Raw genomic sequence first — 17,398 nt, forward strand, 5'->3', positions numbered from 1 at the left:
CTGCTGCTCACCTGCTAACGCCCACTAACCTTTGAGCATGACGGTCCTGCCTGACGACGGGCTTTCTCTGGCCGCCGAATTCCCGGATGCGAGCCGTGCGCACTGGCAGTCCCTCGTGGAGGGCGTGCTGCGCAAGGCGGGCAAGGACGTCTCGGGAGAGGCGGTGGAGGACGCGCTGTCCACCACCCTCGAAGACGGGCTCACCACGCGCCCGCTGTACACCGCGCCCGACGCGCCGGGAGCCTTCGGCGACGCGGTCGGACTTCCCGGCTTCGCGCCCTTCACCCGGGGCGCCGCACCCGCGGGCCCCGTGGCCGCCGGCTGGGACGTACGGCAGCGCCACACGCGGCCCGATGCGGCCCGCACCAATGAGGCGGTGCTCGCCGACCTGGAGAACGGCGTCACTTCCCTCTGGCTCGCCGTCGGCGGCTCCGGCATGCCCGCCGCCGCGCTCGGCACCGCGCTCCAGGGGGTCTTCCTCGACCTGGCGCCCGTGGTCCTCGACGCAGGCCCGGACACCGGGACGGCGGCGGACGCGCTCTTCGCGCTGTACGAGGAGAGCGGCACCGCCCGCGAGTCCGCCCGCGGCAACCTCGGCGCCGACCCGCTGGGCCACCTCGCCCGCACCGGGGACTCCGGAGCGCTCGACGCGCACACCGCCACCGCCACGGGGCTCGCCCTGCGCGCCCACGAGCAGTACCCGGGGCTGCGCGCGCTGACCGTGGACGCCCTGCCGTACCACGAGGCCGGCGGCTCGGCGGCCCAGGAACTCGGCGCCTCCCTCGCCACCGGCGTGGCCTACCTGCGCGCGCTCACCGAGGCCGGGCTGCCGGTCGACGCGGCCTGCGGGCAGCTGGAGTTCCGCTACGCCGCCACCGCCGACCAGTTCCTGACCATCGCCAAGCTGCGCGCCGCCCGCCGGTTGTGGTCCCGTGTCGCCGAGGTGTGCGGCGCGACCGCGGCCGCCGGGGCGCAGCGCCAGCACGTCGTCACCTCGTCGGTGATGATGAGCCGGCGCGACCCGTGGGTGAACATGCTCCGCACCACCGTCGCGACGCTCGCCGCCGGTGTCGGCGGCGCGGACTCGGTCACGGTGCTGCCGTTCGACCACGCGCTCGGCCTGCCCGACGCCTTCGCGCGGCGCATCGCCCGCAACACCTCGACCATCCTGATGGAGGAGTCCCACCTGGCCCGGGTCGTCGACCCGGCCGGCGGCTCCTGGTACGTGGAGCGGCTCACCGCGGAACTCGCCGACGCCGCCTGGTCCTGGTTCCAGGAGCTGGAGCGGGCCGGCGGCCAGGCCGCCGCGCTGGCCTCCGGCCTGGTCGGCGAGCGGCTTGCCGCGACCTGGCGGGTGCGGGCCAAGGCGCTGGCCGAGCGCCGCGAGCCCATCACGGGCGTCAGCGAGTTCCCGCTGCTCTCCGAGACGCCCGTCGCGCGCGACCCGGCCCCGGCCGTCCCCTCAGGCGGACTGCCCGCGGTCCGCCGCGACGAGGCGTACGAGGCGCTGCGCGCCCGCTCGGACGCGCATCTGGCCGCCACCGGCACCCGCCCCAGGGTGTTCCTCGCCGCCCTCGGCCCCGCCGCCGCGCACACCGGGCGGGTCACCTTCGCCGCCAACCTCTTCCAGGCCGGCGGCATCGAGCCCGTGCACGACCCGGTGTCCGTGGACGCCGGCTCCGCGGCCGGGGCGTTCGCCCGCAGCGGCGCCCAGGTGGCGTGCCTGTGCTCCAGCGACACGCTGTACGAGGAGCAGGCCGCCGAGGTGGCCGCCGCCCTCAAGGCCGCCGGCGCGGGCCCGGTGTTCCTGGCCGGGCGACCGGGCGCGCGGGAGCAGGCGTACACGGAGGCCGGCGTGGACGCGTTCGTCTTCGCGGGCGGTGACGCGGTCGCCGTCCTGACCTCGGTTCTCGACCGGATGGGAGTGGCGTGATGCGGATCCCGGACTTCTCCGAGATCGAGCTCGGACCGGGCACCGGCAGCGGTGCCACCGAGGACCAGTGGCGCGCGGCGGTCAAGGAGACCACCGGCCGTGCCGTCGAGGACCTGCTGTGGGAGACGCCCGAGGGCATCGGCGTCAAGCCGCTGTACACCGGCCGCGACCTCGAGGGCCTGGACTTCCTGGGCACCTACCCGGGCATCGCGCCCTACCTGCGCGGCCCCTACCCGACGATGTACGTCAACCAGCCCTGGACGATCCGCCAGTACGCGGGCTTCTCCACCGCCGAGGAGTCCAACGCCTTCTACCGGCGCAACCTCGCCGCGGGCCAGAAGGGCCTGTCGGTCGCCTTCGACCTGCCGACCCACCGCGGCTACGACAGCGACCACCCGCGCGTCACCGGCGACGTCGGCATGGCGGGCGTCGCCATCGACTCGATCTACGACATGCGGCAGCTCTTCGACGGCATCCCGCTCGACCGCATGACCGTGTCGATGACCATGAACGGCGCCGTGCTGCCGGTGCTCGCGCTCTACATCGTCGCAGCGGAGGAGCAGGGCGTACCGCCGGAGAAGCTGGCCGGGACCATCCAGAACGACATCCTCAAGGAGTTCATGGTCCGCAACACCTACATCTACCCGCCGAAGCCCTCGATGCGGATCATCTCCGACATCTTCGCGTACACCTCGCAGAAGATGCCGCGCTACAACTCGATCTCCATCTCCGGCTACCACATCCAGGAGGCCGGGGCCACGGCCGACCTGGAGCTGGCGTACACCCTCGCCGACGGCGTGGAGTACCTGCGGGCCGGTCTCGGCGCGGGCCTGGACGTGGACGCCTTCGCGCCGCGGCTGTCGTTCTTCTGGGCGATCGGCATGAACTTCTTCATGGAGGTCGCCAAGCTGCGCGCGGCGCGCCTGCTGTGGGCGAAGCTGGTCAAGCAGTTCGAGCCCAGGAGCGTCAAGTCGCTGTCGCTGCGCACCCATTCGCAGACCTCGGGCTGGTCGCTCACCGCGCAGGACGTCTTCAACAACGTCACGCGCACCTGCGTGGAGGCCATGGCCGCCACCCAGGGCCACACCCAGTCGCTGCACACCAACGCCCTCGACGAGGCGCTGGCGCTGCCCACCGACTTCTCCGCGCGCATCGCCCGCAACACCCAGCTGCTGCTGCAGCAGGAGGCGGGCACCAACCGGGTCATCGACCCGTGGGGCGGGTCCGCGTACGTGGAGAAGCTGACCTACGACCTCGCGCGCCGCGCCTGGCAGCACATCCAGGAGGTCGAGGCCGCGGGCGGCATGGCCCAGGCCATCGACGCGGGCATCCCCAAGATGCGCGTCGAGGAGGCCGCGGCCCGCACCCAGGCCCGTATCGACTCCGGCCGCCAGCCGGTGATCGGCGTCAACAAGTACCGTGTGGACAGCGACGAGAAGATCGAGGTCCTCAAGGTCGACAACTCCTCCGTGCGCACCCAGCAGATCGCCAAGCTGCGCCGGCTGCGCGAGGAGCGCGACGAGACCGCCTGCCAGGACGCGCTGAGCGCCCTGACCGCCGCCGCGGGCGGCAGCGGCAACCTGCTGGAACTCGCGGTGAACGCCGCCCGCGCCAAGGCGACCGTCGGTGAGATCTCCGACGCCCTGGAGAAGGTGTACGGCCGGCACGCCGGGCAGATCCGTACGATCTCCGGTGTGTACCGCAACGAGGCAGGGGAGTCGCCGTCCGTGGACCGCACCCGGGCGCTGGTCGGCCGTTTCGAGGAGGCCGAGGGGCGCCGCCCGCGCATCCTGGTCGCCAAGATGGGCCAGGACGGCCACGACCGCGGCCAGAAGGTGATCGCCACCGCGTTCGCCGACCTGGGTTTCACCGTGGACGTCGGCCCGCTCTTCCAGACCCCGGCCGAGGTGGCCCGCCAGGCGGTGGAGGCCGACGTGCACATCGTCGGCGTCTCCTCGCTCGCGGCCGGACACCTCACCCTGGTGCCCGCGCTGCGTGAGGAACTGGCGGCCGAGGGGCGTGAGGACATCATGATCGTGGTCGGCGGTGTCATCCCCCCGCAGGACGTGCCCGAACTGCTGGAGGCCGGCGCGGCCGCCGTCTTCCCGCCCGGCACGGTCATCCCCGACTCCGCACACGACCTGGTCACGCGGCTCGCCGCCGCGCTCGGCCACGAACTGTGAGCCCATGCCGCCCATCATCGATCTCGATGCCTACGTCAAAGGCGTGCTGGACGGCTCCCGGGCCTGGATCGCGCGCGCCATCACCTTGGTGGAGTCGACGCGGCCCGACCACCGGGAGCTCGCCCAGCGCCTCCTGACCGAGCTGCTGCCCCACGCGGGCAAGGCCCGCAGGATCGGCGTCAGCGGAGTGCCCGGGGTGGGCAAGTCCACCTTCGTCGACGCCTTCGGCACGATGCTCACCGGCCTCGGCCACCGGGTCGCGGTGCTCGCCGTCGATCCGTCCTCCACCCTGACCGGCGGTTCCATCCTCGGCGACAAGACACGGATGGAACGGCTGTCGGTGGACCGCGCGGCCTTCGTGCGGCCGTCCCCGTCGGCCGGGACGCTCGGCGGCGTCGCCAAGGCGACCCGCGAGTCGATGGTCGTGGTGGAGGCGGCCGGCTACGACGTCGTGCTCGTCGAGACCGTCGGCGTCGGCCAGTCCGAGACCGCGGTCTCGGGCATGGTCGACTCCTTCCTGCTGCTCACGCTGGCCCGTTCGGGCGACCAGCTCCAGGGCATCAAGAAGGGCGTTCTGGAGCTCGCCGACGTCATCGCCGTCAACAAGGCCGACGGCCCGCACGAGCGCGACGCCCGCGCCGCGGCCCGCGAACTGTCCGGCGCCCTGCGGCTGATGCAGTCCGCCGACGCCGCCTGGACCCCGCCGGTGCTCACCTGCAGTGCCCGCGAGGACACCGGCCTCGACGTGGTCTGGGAACGCCTGGAGCGGCACCGCGCGCTGCTGGACTCCGACGGGCGGCTGGAGGCCAAGCGCCGCGACCAGCAGATGGAGTGGGCCTGGAGCATGGTCCGCGACGAACTGCTGGGCCGGCTGCGCGACCACCCCGGGGTACGCCGCCTGGCCCCGGAGGTCGAACGCCAGGTCCGCGAGGGGACGCTGACGGCGACTTCGGCGGCCGAGCGCATCCTCGACGCCTTCTCCGGCTGACGGGCGGCCCCGGGGTCAGGCCGCCTTCGCCTGGCCCCGGGGCACCGCGCAGCGCCCCGTCGCCCACAGCGCGCCCGGCATGTTGCAGTCCGGGTCGACGCGATGCCGGTCGATGTACGCGAACAGCCGCCGCGCCTCCGCCATGTGCTGGCCGCACGCGAACGACCCGTGCCCGGGCAGCCATTGCACGTGCCACTCGGCCGGGCCTCCGCAGGGCCGCGTGGCACCGGTCTCCAGGCGCCCGCACGGAGTCGTTCCGTCGATGGGGATCGGGGTCAGTCGGGGGGTGATCGCTGGCTCTGCCATGGGGATCGTCTCCCTTGTCGCAGGATGCGACGACACATGCGTACGTCTGCGGGAACGGGCGTATTCGTGCCCTACGGAAGGGTGTGCCCGCTCAAGGGTGTCCCCGACGCGTGTTCGGAGGTCAGGAGTTGGTAACCGCCCGCCGGGGACGGCCGGATCGGCGGGTTCCGGCGCGAAGAGGTCGTCGTGCCGGACGCCCGGGCGGGCCGAGTGGCCGCTCACCGCCTGGTGCCGACCGTTTACGGATTCACTGTGTGTCCGCTCCGTCGCGGTGGATCTCCACCGGCACCCGCACCGTCGCCGGGCTCCGCGGGGTGACGAAACCGCCTGCCCCGGCGTCACTTGGACGACCGCCCGCACGCGGGGATCACGCAGGTCCGCCCAGGCGCCCGCCACGCGCGCCGCGACGGGCACCCGGCGAGCGCCGCCGCCGTGCGGGCACCGAGCGGGAGATCTGCCGCGCCGACCGGACCGACGGGCGCTTCCCGGGCGGGCGTGTCCAGGGCGAAGGGGGATGTCCCGGGGCCGTTCCCGCACAAGGAGGAAGCCCGCGCCCGGGGTGCGGCCAGAGGCCGCCGTCCACTCGTCCATGACCGATCGAGCCGGCGCCGCACGGAGTCGACGGTGTCCGGCAGGTCCGGCTGCCGGGGCCGGCCGGCGGGCGAGGTGTTCAGCAGTTCCCGCACCAGGACGAGTCCGCCCGGGGCGGGCTCCCCCCTCGCATCGCTCGCTCGCCGACCGTGGCATGGCACCACCGTGCCGTCGCACACCCCGGCGGGAGTGTCAGCCCGCGTACGCGGTCGGGGGGACCCCCACGGTCGCCGTGAAGTCCCGGACCAGATGGGCCTGGTCGCTGTAGCCGAGCTCGGCCGCCAGCCCCGCCCAGTCCACTGCCGGCGCGGACTCGGCGCGCTCCAGGGCCTCGTGGATGCGGTAGCGGAGGATGACCCACTTGGGACTGACGCCGACGTGCGAGGCGAACAGGCGTTGCACCGAGCGCACCGACAGTCCCTCGGCGCGGGCGAAGGCGTCGACGCGCACGATTCCGCGGTCGTGCCGGATCCGCTCGGCGAGGGCCATCGCCAGGTCGGCCTGGGGATCGGGCGCGGGGGTCAGGGAGAGCAGGAAGGCGTCCAGCGCCGTGACCCGCTCGTCCTCCTCGTCCGGCCCGAGCACGGCGCCGGGCGCGGTGGCGCGGCCGGGCAGCGCCTCGTCCAGCCCGACCCGGCGGCCGGTCCAGTGGGACACCGGCACCGCGGGCGCGAACGGCCGGAAGCCGCCCGGGCGGAACTGGATCCCGCACACCCGCCCGGCGCCCTCCAGCTTCTGCGTGAACAACTCCAGTCCGATGCCGGCGACCTCCCCGAGGTCCGGCCCGCCGGCGAAGCGCTGGAAGACGACGTTGACCGAGGGGTGCGGCACGACGTGCGAGGCGTACGGCTCGCTCAGGTCCCAGTCGATCAGCCAGTAGTGCTCCAGGTACGGTCGCAGCTCCGGCGCGGGGGCGCGCCGCCGGAACCGCACGCGTGCGAAGAGTTCCGGGGCGCCGACGATGCCCCGGGTGTCGCGCCGCGGCGTGTCCTGACCGGCCATGAGGCCGATGGTACGGCGGCCGGGTGTCGCATCTCTTCAAGCCGTGCGCCCGCCTCCGGCCGTAGCGTCGCGGCATGGCGGAAACGATCAGTGAACTGCTCGGAGCCGCCCGCGACCGGGCGCTGCCCGTGGTGACAGGAGTGCCCGACGACCAATTGGCGGCGCCGACGCCGTGCGCGGAGTACGACGTGCGGGACCTGCTGAACCACCTCTTCCACGTGGTGGTCGGCTTCCGGGCGATCGCGGGGAGGCAGGAGGCGGACTTCTCCCGCCGCCGCCGACGGACGGCACCCCGAGCTCGCCGAGGCCCTTGCCGCGCCGGGACGCCCCCTCACCGCCGAAGCGACGTTCACGCGATTCCTGAACCGCCTGATCGACGGCCTCGGCACCGGCTGATCCGGGACCCGCCACCCTGCGCGCGTCGTGAGCGCCGTGCGTGGAACGTGCGGCACCGGATCTTATGCAACTAGTTGCAGAATCTTCTCCGGGTGGTCTACAAAGGACTGACCGCATGACCGGCATCCCGTCGCGCCGCCGTCCGAGGAGACCCCGATGAGCCGCTACCCGCACCTGCTGCGCCCGCTCGACCTCGGATTCCTCACCCTCCCCAACCGCGTCCTGATGGGCTCGATGCACGTCGGCCTGGAGGAGGCCGAGGACGGCTTCGCGCGCATGGCCGCCTTCTACGCGGAACGCGCCAGGGGCGGCGTCGGCCTGATCGTCACCGGTGGCATCGCCCCCAACGACCCCGGCCGCCCGTATCCCGGCGGCGCCCGTATGACCACCGAGGACGAGGCCGACCAGCACGCCGTGGTCACCCAGGCCGTGCACCGCGAGGGCGGACGCATCGCGATGCAGATCCTGCACTTCGGCCGGTACGCCTACCACCCCGAACTGGTCGCCCCGAGCGCGCTGCGGGCGCCGATCAGCCCCCATGTCCCGCACGCCCTCACCGGTGACGAGGTCGAGGAGACGATCGAGGACTTCGTGCGGGCGGCGGAACTCGCCCGCCGGGCCGGCTACGACGGGGTCGAGATCATGGGCTCCGAGGGCTATCTGATCAACGAGTTCGTCGCGCCCGGCACCAACCACCGAGAGGACCGCTGGGGCGGGTCGTTCGAGAACCGCACGCGCTTCCCGCTGGAGATCGTCCGCCGCACCCGCGAGCGGCTCGGCCCCGACTTCGTACTCGTCTACCGGCTCTCGATGCTCGACCTGGTCCCCGGTGGCTCCTCCCTGGAGGAGGTCGTGGCCCTCGCCAAGGCGGTCGAGGCGGCCGGTGCCACGATCATCAACACTGGCATCGGCTGGCACGAGGCACGCATCCCCACCATCGCCACCTCCGTGCCGCGCGGCGCGTACACCTGGGTGACGAAGCGGCTCATGGGCGCGGTCTCGGTGCCGCTGGTGACCAGCAACCGGATCAACACCCCCGAGGTCGCCGAGCGGTTGCTCGCCGACGGGTACGCCGACATGGTCTCCCTGGCCCGTCCGATGCTCGCCGACCCCGAGTTCGTCGCCAAGGCGGAGCAGGGCCGCGCCGAGGCCATCAACACCTGCATCGGCTGCAACCAGGCGTGCCTCGACCACACCTTCAGCGGCCGGCTGACCACCTGCCTGGTCAACCCGCGGGCCTGCCACGAGACCGAACTCGTCCTCCGGCCGATCCGGTTGCGCAAGCGCGTCGCCGTCGTCGGCGCCGGGCCCGCCGGACTCGCCTGCGCGGTCACCGCGGCCGAACGCGGCCACGCCGTCACGCTCTTCGACGCCGCCGACCGGATCGGCGGGCAGCTCGACATCGCCCGCAGGATCCCCGGCAAGGAGGAGTTCGACGAGACACTGCGTTACTTCCGCACCCGGCTGGCCGAGGAGGGCGTGGAACTGCGCCTGAACACCGTCGTGACCCCGGACACGCTGGCCGCGCACGACCCCGGCTTCGACGAGGTGGTGCTCGCCACCGGCGTGGCACCGCGTATGCCGGAGATCGACGGCGTGGACCACCCCAGCGTGCTGAGCTACCTCGACGTGCTGCGCGACGACGCCCCGGTGGGCGAGCGGGTGGCGATCGTCGGCGCGGGCGGGATCGGCTTCGACGTGGCCGAGTTCCTCACCGACGGCGGCGAGGACGCGAGCCGTGACCCCGAGACGTACTTCCGGCACTGGGGCGTCGACACCGGCTACGCGAACCGGGGCGGCCTGCGGGCACCCGAGCGGCCCGCGCCGCCCCGCACGGTGCACCTGCTGCAGCGCAAGACGACCAAGCTCGGCGCGGGCCTGGGCAGGACCACCGGGTGGATCCACCGCACCGAGCTCAGGCACCGGGGCGTCACGATGGTCGCGGGCGCCGCCTACGACCGGATCGACGACGCCGGGCTGCACATCACCGTCGACGGCGAGCGCCGCACGCTCCCCGTCGACACCGTGGTCCTGTGCGCCGGGCAGGAGCCCCGCCGCGACCTCTACGAGGCGCTGCGCGACGCCGGTTACGGTGTCCACCTCATCGGGGGCGCCGACGTGGCCGCGGAGCTCGACGCCAAGCGGGCCGTCCGCCAGGGCACCGAAGTCGCCGCGGCCCTGTGACGCGCCCCGTCCGTAGGATGCGGACATGTCCCTCCCGCACGCCATCCTCACCGCCCTTCTGGAGAAGCCGTCCTCGGGGCTGGAGCTGGCGCGCCGCTTCGACCGCTCCATCCGCTTCTTCTGGTCGGCCACGCACCAGCAGATCTACCGCGAACTCGGTCGGCTGGAGGAGGCGGGCCTGATCCGCGCCCTGCCCGCGGCGCACCCCGCCCGGGGGCAGAAGAAGGAGTACGAGGTGCTGCCCGCGGGCCGGGACGAGCTGGCCGGCTGGGTGGGCACCGTCGAGGACCCCCGGCCCATCCGTGACCCGCTGTTGCTGCGCATGCGCGCCGCGGCGGTGGTGGGGGGCGGCGGTCTCGCCGGGGAGCTGCGCAGGCACCTGGCACTGCACGAGGCCCAGTTGGCCGAGTACACGGACATCGAGCGGCGCGACTTCCCGCCCGGCCGCGTGGCGGACGAGGACCGGCTGCGGCATCTCGTGCTGCGCGCGGGCATCGAGCTGGAGACGTTCTGGACGCAGTGGCTTCGCGAGGCGCTGGACGAGGTCGGGACCATGGACCCGGCCTGAGCCGCGAGGGGGGCCGGGAGCGCGTCCGGCCCGGTCACCGCACGCGGCGCAGGGCCAGCAGTGCCGCGTCGTCGCCGAGCCCGCCGCCGGTCCAGGCGTGGAGGTCGGTCAGGACGCGGTCCAGCAGCGCGTCGGGGTCCTTTTCCGCCATGTCCGCGACCCGCTCGGCGGGCGGATAGAAGCGGTCGTGCCGGTCGCGCGCCTCGGAGACCCCGTCGGTGTACAGGAGCAGCAGGTCATCCGGCCGGTAGGGGACCGACTGGGGGCGGTAGTGGCCGCCGGTGAGCGGCAGCAGCCCGAGCGGCGGCGCGTACACCTCGGGCGTCACCTCTGTCACGGTTGCGTCGTGGCGCAGCAGCGGCGGAGGGTGGCCGCAGTTGACCAGGACGGCGGTGTGGCCGGAGGGCGGCACGGTCAGCAGCACGGCGGTGACGAACTCCTCGCCCGCGCCGCGGCGGACCAGCGCGCCGTCCAGCCGGGCGGCCACCGCGTCGAGGCCGGGTTCGGAACGGGCGGCGTCCCGGAAGACGCCCAGCACGTCGGCGGCGGTCTGGACGGCTTTCAGGCCCTTGCCGCGGACGTCGCCCAGCAGCACGCGCACGCCGAAGTCGGTCTCCACGACCTCGTACAGATCCCCGCCGATCCGCGCCTCCGCTTCCGCGGCCACGTAGCGCACGGCCACCTCCAGCCCGCCCACGCGGGGCGGTGGCGGGCGCAGCAGCGCCCCTTGTGCGGCCTCGGCGACCCCGCGGACCTGGGCCAGTTCCCGCTCCCTGGCCGTGACGAGGACGACGGCGCCGGTGATGGTGAAGGTCACGGCCAGCACGGAGACCGCGGAGGTGACGTGCACCAGGGAGGGGACCCCGCTGTTCGCCGCCGCCAGGAAGAAGACCAGGCCGATCGCCACGACGCCCGCCAGCAGCGGCACGCGGGCCCGGCGGGCCCTGACCCCGGCGAGCACCGGAAGCGCCGCCAGGACCGGCGCCAGCGTCGTCTCCGGCCCGCTCACGACGTCGACGGCGACGCACGCCGCGATCAGTGCGTACGAGGCGGCGAGGAACCACCAGGCCCACCGGGGCAGCGGGAGGGGCCGCGGGTGCTGTGGGGCGGGGTCGCGGGCCATGGTCGCCAGCCCTCCTGTCACCGCCGCGGCGGGTGCCCGCGGCGCCTCCCTCCATGGTCGCCGCATCGGGCGGGGAGCGCGGGAATGAGCGCGGGGTGCCCCGCGTTGAGGGGTACATCCGATGGAAATGAAAACCATTGCGATGGCAGAAAGGACCCGCTCATGGCCCGCAGCGAGCAGCGCCCGGTGATCAGGCTCCGGTCGACCGCCGGCACCGGCACGACGTACGTGACCCGGAAGAACCGGCGCAACGACCCGGACCGCATGGTCCTCAGCAAGTACGACCCGGCCGTCGGCCGCCACGTGCCGTTCCGCGAGGAGCGCTGACCCCGGCGCCCGACCGCCCGGCACCGCGACCGTAGCCGTCCGTCCCACCGCACCGACTGGAGGAGCGTCATGCAGCACGCGATCCACCCCGCCTACCGCCCGGTCGTCTTCCGCGACCGCAGCGCGGACCGCGCCTTCCTCACCCGGTCCACGCTGACCGGCGACAAGACCGTCGTCTGGGAGGACGGCAACACCTACCCCGTGTTCGACGTGGAGATCTCCTCGGCGAGCCACCCGTTCTACACCGGCAACGCCCGCGTCATGGACACCGCCGGCCGCGTCGAGCGCTTCGAGCGCCGCTACGGACGCGCCGCCGCGCGCGGCTGACGCCGGAGCACGGGAAGTACGGGAGCAGCGAGCAGCACGGCCGGCCGTCGCGGATCACCGCGGCGGCCGGTGCCGTCTCCGGGGCACCCCGCGCGGACCGCGGGATCAGCTCTTGCGGAAGGTGTACGCCTCCTGGGCCGCCGCCACCACGGCGTCCAGATCCGCACCCGCCGAGGCCGTGACCACCGCGGCCACCGCGCCCTCCACGAAGGGCGCGTCGACCAGGCGGGTACGCGGTGGCAGCTCGTCCCCGTCGGCCAGCAGGGCCTTGACCGTCAGGACGGCGCTCCCCAGGTCGGCGATGACGGCCACGCCCTCGCCGCGGTCGACGGAGTGCGCCGCCGCGGTGATCTTCTCCGCGTCGGTGCCGAGCCCTCCGTCGGGGGTGCCGCCCGCGGCGGCCACCGGCACCTTGGCTCCGCCGCCGTTCAGACCGGCGGCCATGTGCGCGACCGACTCGGCGACCCTCGCGCTGTGCGACACCAGCACCACACCCACGGTCATCCCGCGTCCCCCCGCGCCGTCATCGCCAGGACGCCGACGAGCAGCGCCGAGGAGGTCGCCCCCGGGTCCTGGTGACCCGCGCTGCGCTCGCCGAGGTAACTCGCCCGTCCCTTGTGCGCCACCAGGGGCGTGGTGGCGATCGCGCCCTCCTCGGCGGCGATGGCGGCCGCCGACAGCGCCTCCGCCAGCCCCGCGCCCTTGTCGAGCGCGAAGGACAGCGCCTCGACGGCCGGGGCCAGCGCGTCCACCATCGTCTTGTCGCCCGGCGCGGCCCCGCCCAGTGTCGCGACCGCGTCGACCCCGGCCCCCAGCGCCTGGGCGAACTGCTCGGGCGTGACGCGCTCCGCGTCCCCGAGCGCCTTGCCGGCCTTGCGCAGCAGGGTCCCGTACAGCGGTCCCGAGGCGCCGCCGACCGTGCTGATCAACTGCCGGCCGACCAGTACCAGGACGTCGCCGGGGGTGTCCGGCGGCTCCTTCTCGACGGCCGTGCGGGCCGCGATGAAGCCGCGCCGCATGTTGGCGCCGTGGTCGGCGTCACCGATGGGGGAGTCGAGCTCGGTCAGCCGGTCGGCCTCCCGCTCGATCACCGAGGCCGCCGCGGCGAGCCAGCGGCGTATGAAGCCCGCGTCTATCGCCGCCGGTCCGGTGGACGGTCCTTCGCTCATCTGTCGTGCTCCTCCTGCTTCTCAGGCGCCCCAGCGCAGAGCCGGTGTGCTCACCGGCGCGTCCCACAGGCGCAGCAGCTCGTCGTCCACCTGGCACAGCGTCACCGAGGCGCCCGCCGCGTCCAGCGACGTGACGTAGTTGCCGACCAGCGTGCGGGCCACCGCGACGCCACGGGCCGCCAGCACCCGGTGCACCTCGGCGTTGAATCCGTACAGCTCCAGCAGCGGTGTCCCGCCCATGCCGTTGACCAGCAGCAGGACCGGCCCACTCGGGCGCAGGTCGTCCAGGATCGCGTCGACCGCGAAATCCGCGATCTCCCCGGAGGTCATCATCGCCCGCCGCTCCCGGCCGGGTTCCCCGTGGATGCCGATGCCGAGTTCCAGTTCCCCGGCGGGCAGATCGAACGTCGGGCTGCCCTTGGCGGGCGTGCTGACCGCGGTCAGCGCCACGCCGAAGCTCCGCGTCACCTCGTTCACCTGCCGTGCGACCGCCTCCACGCGCTCCAGCGGCGCGCCCTCCTGGGCCAGCGCTCCGGCGATCTTCTCCACGAACAGCGTGCCGCCGGTACCGCGGCGGCCGGCTGTGTAGAGGCTGTCGGTCACCGCCACGTCATCGTTGACCAGAACCTTGGCGACCTGGATGCCCTCGTCCTCGGCCAGCTCCGCGGCCATGTCGAAGTTCAGCACGTCGCCCGTGTAGTTCTTCACGATGAACAGTACGCCCGCGCCGCTGTCGACGGCCGCCGCCGCCCGCACCATCTGATCGGGCACCGGCGAGGTGAAGACCTCCCCGGGACAGGCCCCGTCCAGCATCCCGTGCCCCACGAAGCCCACGTGCAGCGGTTCGTGCCCCGCACCGCCGCCCGACACCAGGCCGACCTTGCCGGCGACCGGCGCGTCCTTGCGGATCACCACCCGGTTGTCGATGTCGACCGTCAACTCCGGATGCGCGGCGGCCACTCCCCGCAGCGCATCGGCCACCACGGTCTCGGGGACGTTGATCAGCATCTTCATGGGGACCCTCCGTCTGAGGTTGCTCTGACAAGCGTACGAACTTGCCGCACCATGAGCAGGCGTATCGCCGCGCCCGTTGCGGCCCCTTCGGACTTCCTCGACGCAGGTCACCCCCTGCCCATCGGCCGGGTACCCTCCGTGCCGGTCGTCACCGGTACGGAGGGCGCGAGGCGCGAGACGGGCCGGGCCCATGCCGGGGCGCACCGCCGCCGGGACGGCCGGGTGGCCCGGCACACGGCGGACGGCACGCGCTCGACGAGCAGGCGGCCCACCGGCGGGCGGGCGGTGCGCCTGGGGCGCATGAGGCAACCACCCTCCCGGTCAGGGGTGGTGCTCCGCCCCGGGCCGGACGGGCCGGGGCGATCACGCGGGGGCCACCGCCCCGCGCGCCGCCGGCATCGCCGGGCGACGACCGCGGCCGGTGTGCGGGCGGATCACGGCCGGCCGTCGGCAACCGTCGTGATCACGCCAGCTGACGGCGGACGAGTTCGTGGAGCCGGCCCTCGGGGTTGGCCAGGAGGTCGGCGGGACGGCCCTGTTCGACGACGCGGCCGTCGGACATGACGACGACCCGGTCGGCGTCCATGACCGTGGTCAGACGGTGCGCGATGACGACGCGGCTGGCGCGCAGCGCGCGGGTGCTCTCCATGACGACGCGCTGGGTCTCGTTGTCGAGCGCGCTGGTGGCCTCGTCGAAGAAGAGGATCCGCGGACGGCGGACGAGTGCCTGGGCGATCATGAGGCGCTGCCGCTGGCCGCCGGAGACCGTGGCGCCGCCGGAGATCATGGTGTGCAGTCCCATCGGCATCCGCTTGATGTCCTCCGCGAGGCCCGCCATCGCGGCCGCCTCCCAGGCCTCCTCCTGCGTGAAGCTCTCGGTCCCGCAGATGCAGTCCAGGATGGAGCCGGTCAGCGGCTGGGCGTTCTGCAGGACGACGCCGCACTGCCGGCGGACCGCGGCCTGGTCGAGGGCCGCGAGGTCCTGCCCGTCGTACAGCACGCTGCCCGCGGCGGGCCGGTCGAAGCCGATGAGCAGGCGCAGCAGCGTGGACTTGCCGCAGCCGCTGGGCCCGACGACGGCCACGAACTCGCCGGGTCCGACCTCCAGGGACACGTCGTCCAGGACCAGCGGGCCGTCCTCCGAGTAGCGGAATGAGAGCTTGCGGGCCTCGATCGACCCGGACAGCTCCCCGGGCTGGGTGCTGGCGCCGCGCACCTCGGGGGCCTGGTCGAGCACCGGCTTGATGTGCTCGTACATCGGCAGCGCGGCGGCCGCCGAGACCAGTGCGCCGGTGAGCTGGGTGACCGCGGTGAGCAGCATCGTCACGGCGGTGCTGAAGGTGAGGAAACCGCTCGCGGACAGCGAGCCGCGGGCCGGTCCCGCCAGCAGCACGAACAGCAGCAGCGAGCACAGCGGCAGATAGACCGCGTTGAGCACGCCCGTGAGGTTCTTGATCCGCCCGGTGCGCTGCTGGAGGTCCCGGCTGCGCGCGAACTCCCGTGCCCATGCCGCGTACGCGAAGCTCTCGGCGGCCGCGACGCGCAGCTTGGGCAGCCCGCGCAGGGTCTGGAACGCCTGGTTGTTCAGCTTGTTGCCGAGTTCGACCAGCTGCCGCTGCCAGCGCAGTTGCCACAGCCCGAGGCCGAGGAAGACGGCGGCGATCACGATCAGCATCGCGATCGCCACCAGGGCCAGCGGGACGCTGTAGACGAGCAGCAGGACGAGGTTCATCGCGCCGACCGTGCCGGACTGCACGGCGACCGGGCCGACGCCGGCGAGCACGCGGCGGATGGCGCTGACGCCCATCGCGGCGCTCGCCAACTCGCCGGTCGACCGCTCGGCGAAGAAGGAGGTCGGCAACCGCAGCAGCCGGTCCCAGACGGCGGGCTGCAAGGTGGCCTCGATGCGGCCCTCGACGCGCAGCAGCGTGAGGTTCTGCAGCAGCATGAAGGCCGCCGAGACCACGCTGCTGACGATGATCGCGCACGAGACCTGCACGATCAGCCCGGTCTCCGCGCCGGGCACGTAACGGCCGAGCACCTGGCCGGTGGCGATCGGCACCAGCGCGCCGAGCAGCACGGTGACCAGCCCGCTGATGATGAGCGCGCGCAGGTCGGAGCCGGTGCCGCGCATGCCGAAGCGGAGCAATGGCCAGGGGCGCAGCGGCTGTTCCGGCAGTGGCCGGTAGAACATCACCGCCCGCGGGGCGAACTCCCCGGCGTTGTCGGCCGTGACGCGGATCCGGCTGCCGCTCGCGGGGTTGACCGCGTCGTAGCCGCCCCGCCGCCACAGCAGCGCGACCGGCATCCCCGAGGCGGCCCGGTGGCCGACCAGGGGGCCGGAGTCCTCCCGCCACCAGCGGCCGTCGAGACGTACGGGGCGGGTGCGGACCCGGGACCCGACCGCGACCCGTTCGACCGGGTCGACGCGGTCGCTGACCGCGCCGCTCGCCGACGGGGAGGCGAGCGTGATCCCGGCGGCGCGGGCGACCACCCGGCAGACGGCGTAGGTCGCGTCGTCCGAGGCCGCGGGCGTGCGCGACGGCGCCTTGCGGGAGCGGGCGATGGACGCCAGGAGCGCCTGGTCGGCCTGCCGGCGGACGGCCTCCCCGGCGCGGATGCCGGCGGCGGTGCGGTCCTCGTGGGCCTGCTCCAGCCGCTCGATCCAGCGGTCCAGGGTGGACAGCAGCCGGTACTGCTGGTTGACCATGCCCTGCCACATCGCGCCGTCGAGCAGGAGGTCGCCCGCCGCCTCGGAGCTGTAGGCGGCGCCGTACTGCACGCCGCCGGGTGCGACGGGCAGCCACAGGATGTCGTCGTCGGCCACGGCCTCGTCCGCGGTGGTGCGGCCGTCCAGCGGTGCCTCGTACAGCACGCGCTGACTGCGGCCCACACCGAGGGCGAACGCGTGCTCCAGCAGGCTGAGGGTCTGCTCCTGGGTGTCGTAGGTCCAGTCCCCGGCGTACCCGGGACGGTGCAGTTCGCGCAGCGGGATGCGGTGCAGGACGCAGGACTGCAGCGGACGGCCGACGAGCGTGTGCTGCGGGCCCTCGACGGGGCCCAGCAGCAGGGTGCCCGCCTCCAGCCGGCCGAGGAAGTGCCAGTGGCCCTGCTGGGCGGCGTCCACGGCGAACAGGTCGAAGGAGCCGGCCACCACCAGCCACAGGACGTGCGGCCCCTCCAGGGACAGGCTGCGCAGTCCCGTGCAGTCCACCGGCGCGCCGAGGCCGCCGAGGGCCGCGATCACCGGGTCGCCGGTGGCCTCCGCGGGCTGTACGGGGATCACT

General features: G+C 73.7%; 15 protein-coding genes. 8 read left to right on the forward strand and 7 right to left on the reverse strand.

Annotated elements, in window-relative coordinates; translation table 11 throughout:
* Nucleotides 1-37: 37 nt before the first annotated feature.
* From PV364_RS32925 to meaB, 3 genes are read left to right on the forward strand one after another with little or no spacing between them, the layout of a single operon-like run.
* The gene (locus PV364_RS32925) at nt 38-1,933 is read left to right on the forward strand and encodes a methylmalonyl-CoA mutase family protein (RefSeq protein WP_319664218.1); all 1,896 of its coding nucleotides are present in this window, start codon (nt 38-40) and stop codon (nt 1,931-1,933) included.
* Nucleotides 1,933-4,116 carry a methylmalonyl-CoA mutase gene (gene scpA, locus PV364_RS32930; protein ID WP_319664219.1) on the forward strand — a complete coding sequence of 728 codons (2,184 nt, stop codon included), beginning with the start codon at nt 1,933-1,935 and terminating at the stop codon, nt 4,114-4,116. Before PV364_RS32925 ends, scpA begins: the two co-directional genes overlap by 1 nt.
* A 4-nt stretch (nt 4,117-4,120) precedes the next feature.
* A complete protein-coding gene (meaB, locus tag PV364_RS32935) occupies nt 4,121-5,104 on the forward strand; it encodes a methylmalonyl Co-A mutase-associated GTPase MeaB (RefSeq protein WP_319664220.1) in 984 nt (327 codons plus the stop codon).
* A gap of 15 nt (nt 5,105-5,119) precedes the next feature.
* Here the strand turns inward: meaB and PV364_RS32940 are convergent, their stop codons facing one another.
* On the reverse strand, nt 5,120-5,410 hold the full coding sequence (locus PV364_RS32940) for a hypothetical protein (protein ID WP_319664221.1): 291 nt from the start codon (nt 5,408-5,410) through the stop codon (nt 5,120-5,122).
* A gap of 783 nt (nt 5,411-6,193) precedes the next feature.
* Nucleotides 6,194-7,003, reverse strand: a complete 810-nt coding sequence (locus PV364_RS32945; protein WP_319664222.1) for a helix-turn-helix domain-containing protein — start codon at nt 7,001-7,003, stop codon at nt 6,194-6,196.
* 74 nt (nt 7,004-7,077) lie between these two features.
* Here PV364_RS32945 and PV364_RS32950 point away from each other — a divergent pair, with 74 nt between their 5' ends.
* The 3 genes from PV364_RS32950 to PV364_RS32960 all read left to right on the forward strand — a co-directional run bounded on the left by PV364_RS32950 (nt 7,078) and on the right by PV364_RS32960 (nt 10,151).
* A complete protein-coding gene (locus tag PV364_RS32950; RefSeq protein ID WP_319664224.1) occupies nt 7,078-7,473 on the forward strand; it encodes a maleylpyruvate isomerase N-terminal domain-containing protein in 396 nt (131 codons plus the stop codon).
* A gap of 82 nt (nt 7,474-7,555) precedes the next feature.
* The gene (locus tag PV364_RS32955) at nt 7,556-9,583 is read left to right on the forward strand and encodes an NADPH-dependent 2,4-dienoyl-CoA reductase (RefSeq protein ID WP_319664226.1); all 2,028 of its coding nucleotides are present in this window, start codon (nt 7,556-7,558) and stop codon (nt 9,581-9,583) included.
* 25 nt (nt 9,584-9,608) lie between these two features.
* On the forward strand, nt 9,609-10,151 hold the full coding sequence (locus tag PV364_RS32960; RefSeq protein WP_319664227.1) for a PadR family transcriptional regulator: 543 nt from the start codon (nt 9,609-9,611) through the stop codon (nt 10,149-10,151).
* A 34-nt stretch (nt 10,152-10,185) separates the two neighbouring features.
* Here PV364_RS32960 and PV364_RS32965 read toward each other — a convergent pair whose 3' ends face one another.
* On the reverse strand, nt 10,186-11,274 hold the full coding sequence (locus PV364_RS32965) for a PP2C family protein-serine/threonine phosphatase (protein WP_319664228.1): 1,089 nt from the start codon (nt 11,272-11,274) through the stop codon (nt 10,186-10,188).
* 162 nt (nt 11,275-11,436) lie between these two features.
* Between PV364_RS32965 and rpmG the strand changes: the two genes are divergently transcribed.
* Nucleotides 11,437-11,601, forward strand: coding sequence for a 50S ribosomal protein L33 (gene rpmG / locus PV364_RS32970; protein WP_319664230.1), 165 nt, complete (start codon nt 11,437-11,439; stop codon nt 11,599-11,601).
* 69 nt (nt 11,602-11,670) lie between these two features.
* On the forward strand, nt 11,671-11,928 hold the full coding sequence (locus tag PV364_RS32975; protein WP_319664232.1) for a type B 50S ribosomal protein L31: 258 nt from the start codon (nt 11,671-11,673) through the stop codon (nt 11,926-11,928).
* Between the two features lie 105 nt (nt 11,929-12,033).
* Here the strand turns inward: PV364_RS32975 and dhaM are convergent, their stop codons facing one another.
* The 4 genes from dhaM to PV364_RS32995 all read right to left on the reverse strand — a co-directional run bounded on the left by dhaM (nt 12,034) and on the right by PV364_RS32995 (nt 17,397).
* Entirely contained in the window at nt 12,034-12,432 is a 399-nt protein-coding gene (gene dhaM, locus PV364_RS32980) for a dihydroxyacetone kinase phosphoryl donor subunit DhaM (RefSeq protein ID WP_319664234.1), read from the reverse strand.
* Nucleotides 12,429-13,097, reverse strand: coding sequence for a dihydroxyacetone kinase subunit DhaL (gene dhaL, locus PV364_RS32985; protein ID WP_319664236.1), 669 nt, complete (start codon nt 13,095-13,097; stop codon nt 12,429-12,431). The genes dhaM and dhaL overlap by 4 nt, the downstream gene beginning before the upstream one ends.
* A 21-nt stretch (nt 13,098-13,118) precedes the next feature.
* Complete coding sequence (gene dhaK, locus PV364_RS32990) at nt 13,119-14,111, reverse strand: dihydroxyacetone kinase subunit DhaK (RefSeq protein WP_319664238.1); 993 nt, start codon at nt 14,109-14,111, stop codon at nt 13,119-13,121.
* A gap of 463 nt (nt 14,112-14,574) precedes the next feature.
* Complete coding sequence (locus PV364_RS32995) at nt 14,575-17,397, reverse strand: NHLP bacteriocin export ABC transporter permease/ATPase subunit (RefSeq protein ID WP_319664239.1); 2,823 nt, start codon at nt 17,395-17,397, stop codon at nt 14,575-14,577.
* Nucleotide 17,398 lies beyond the last annotated feature (1 nt).

Source organism: Streptomyces sp. MI02-7b, assembly GCF_033793585.1.
GTDB lineage: Bacteria > Actinomycetota > Actinomycetes > Streptomycetales > Streptomycetaceae > Actinacidiphila.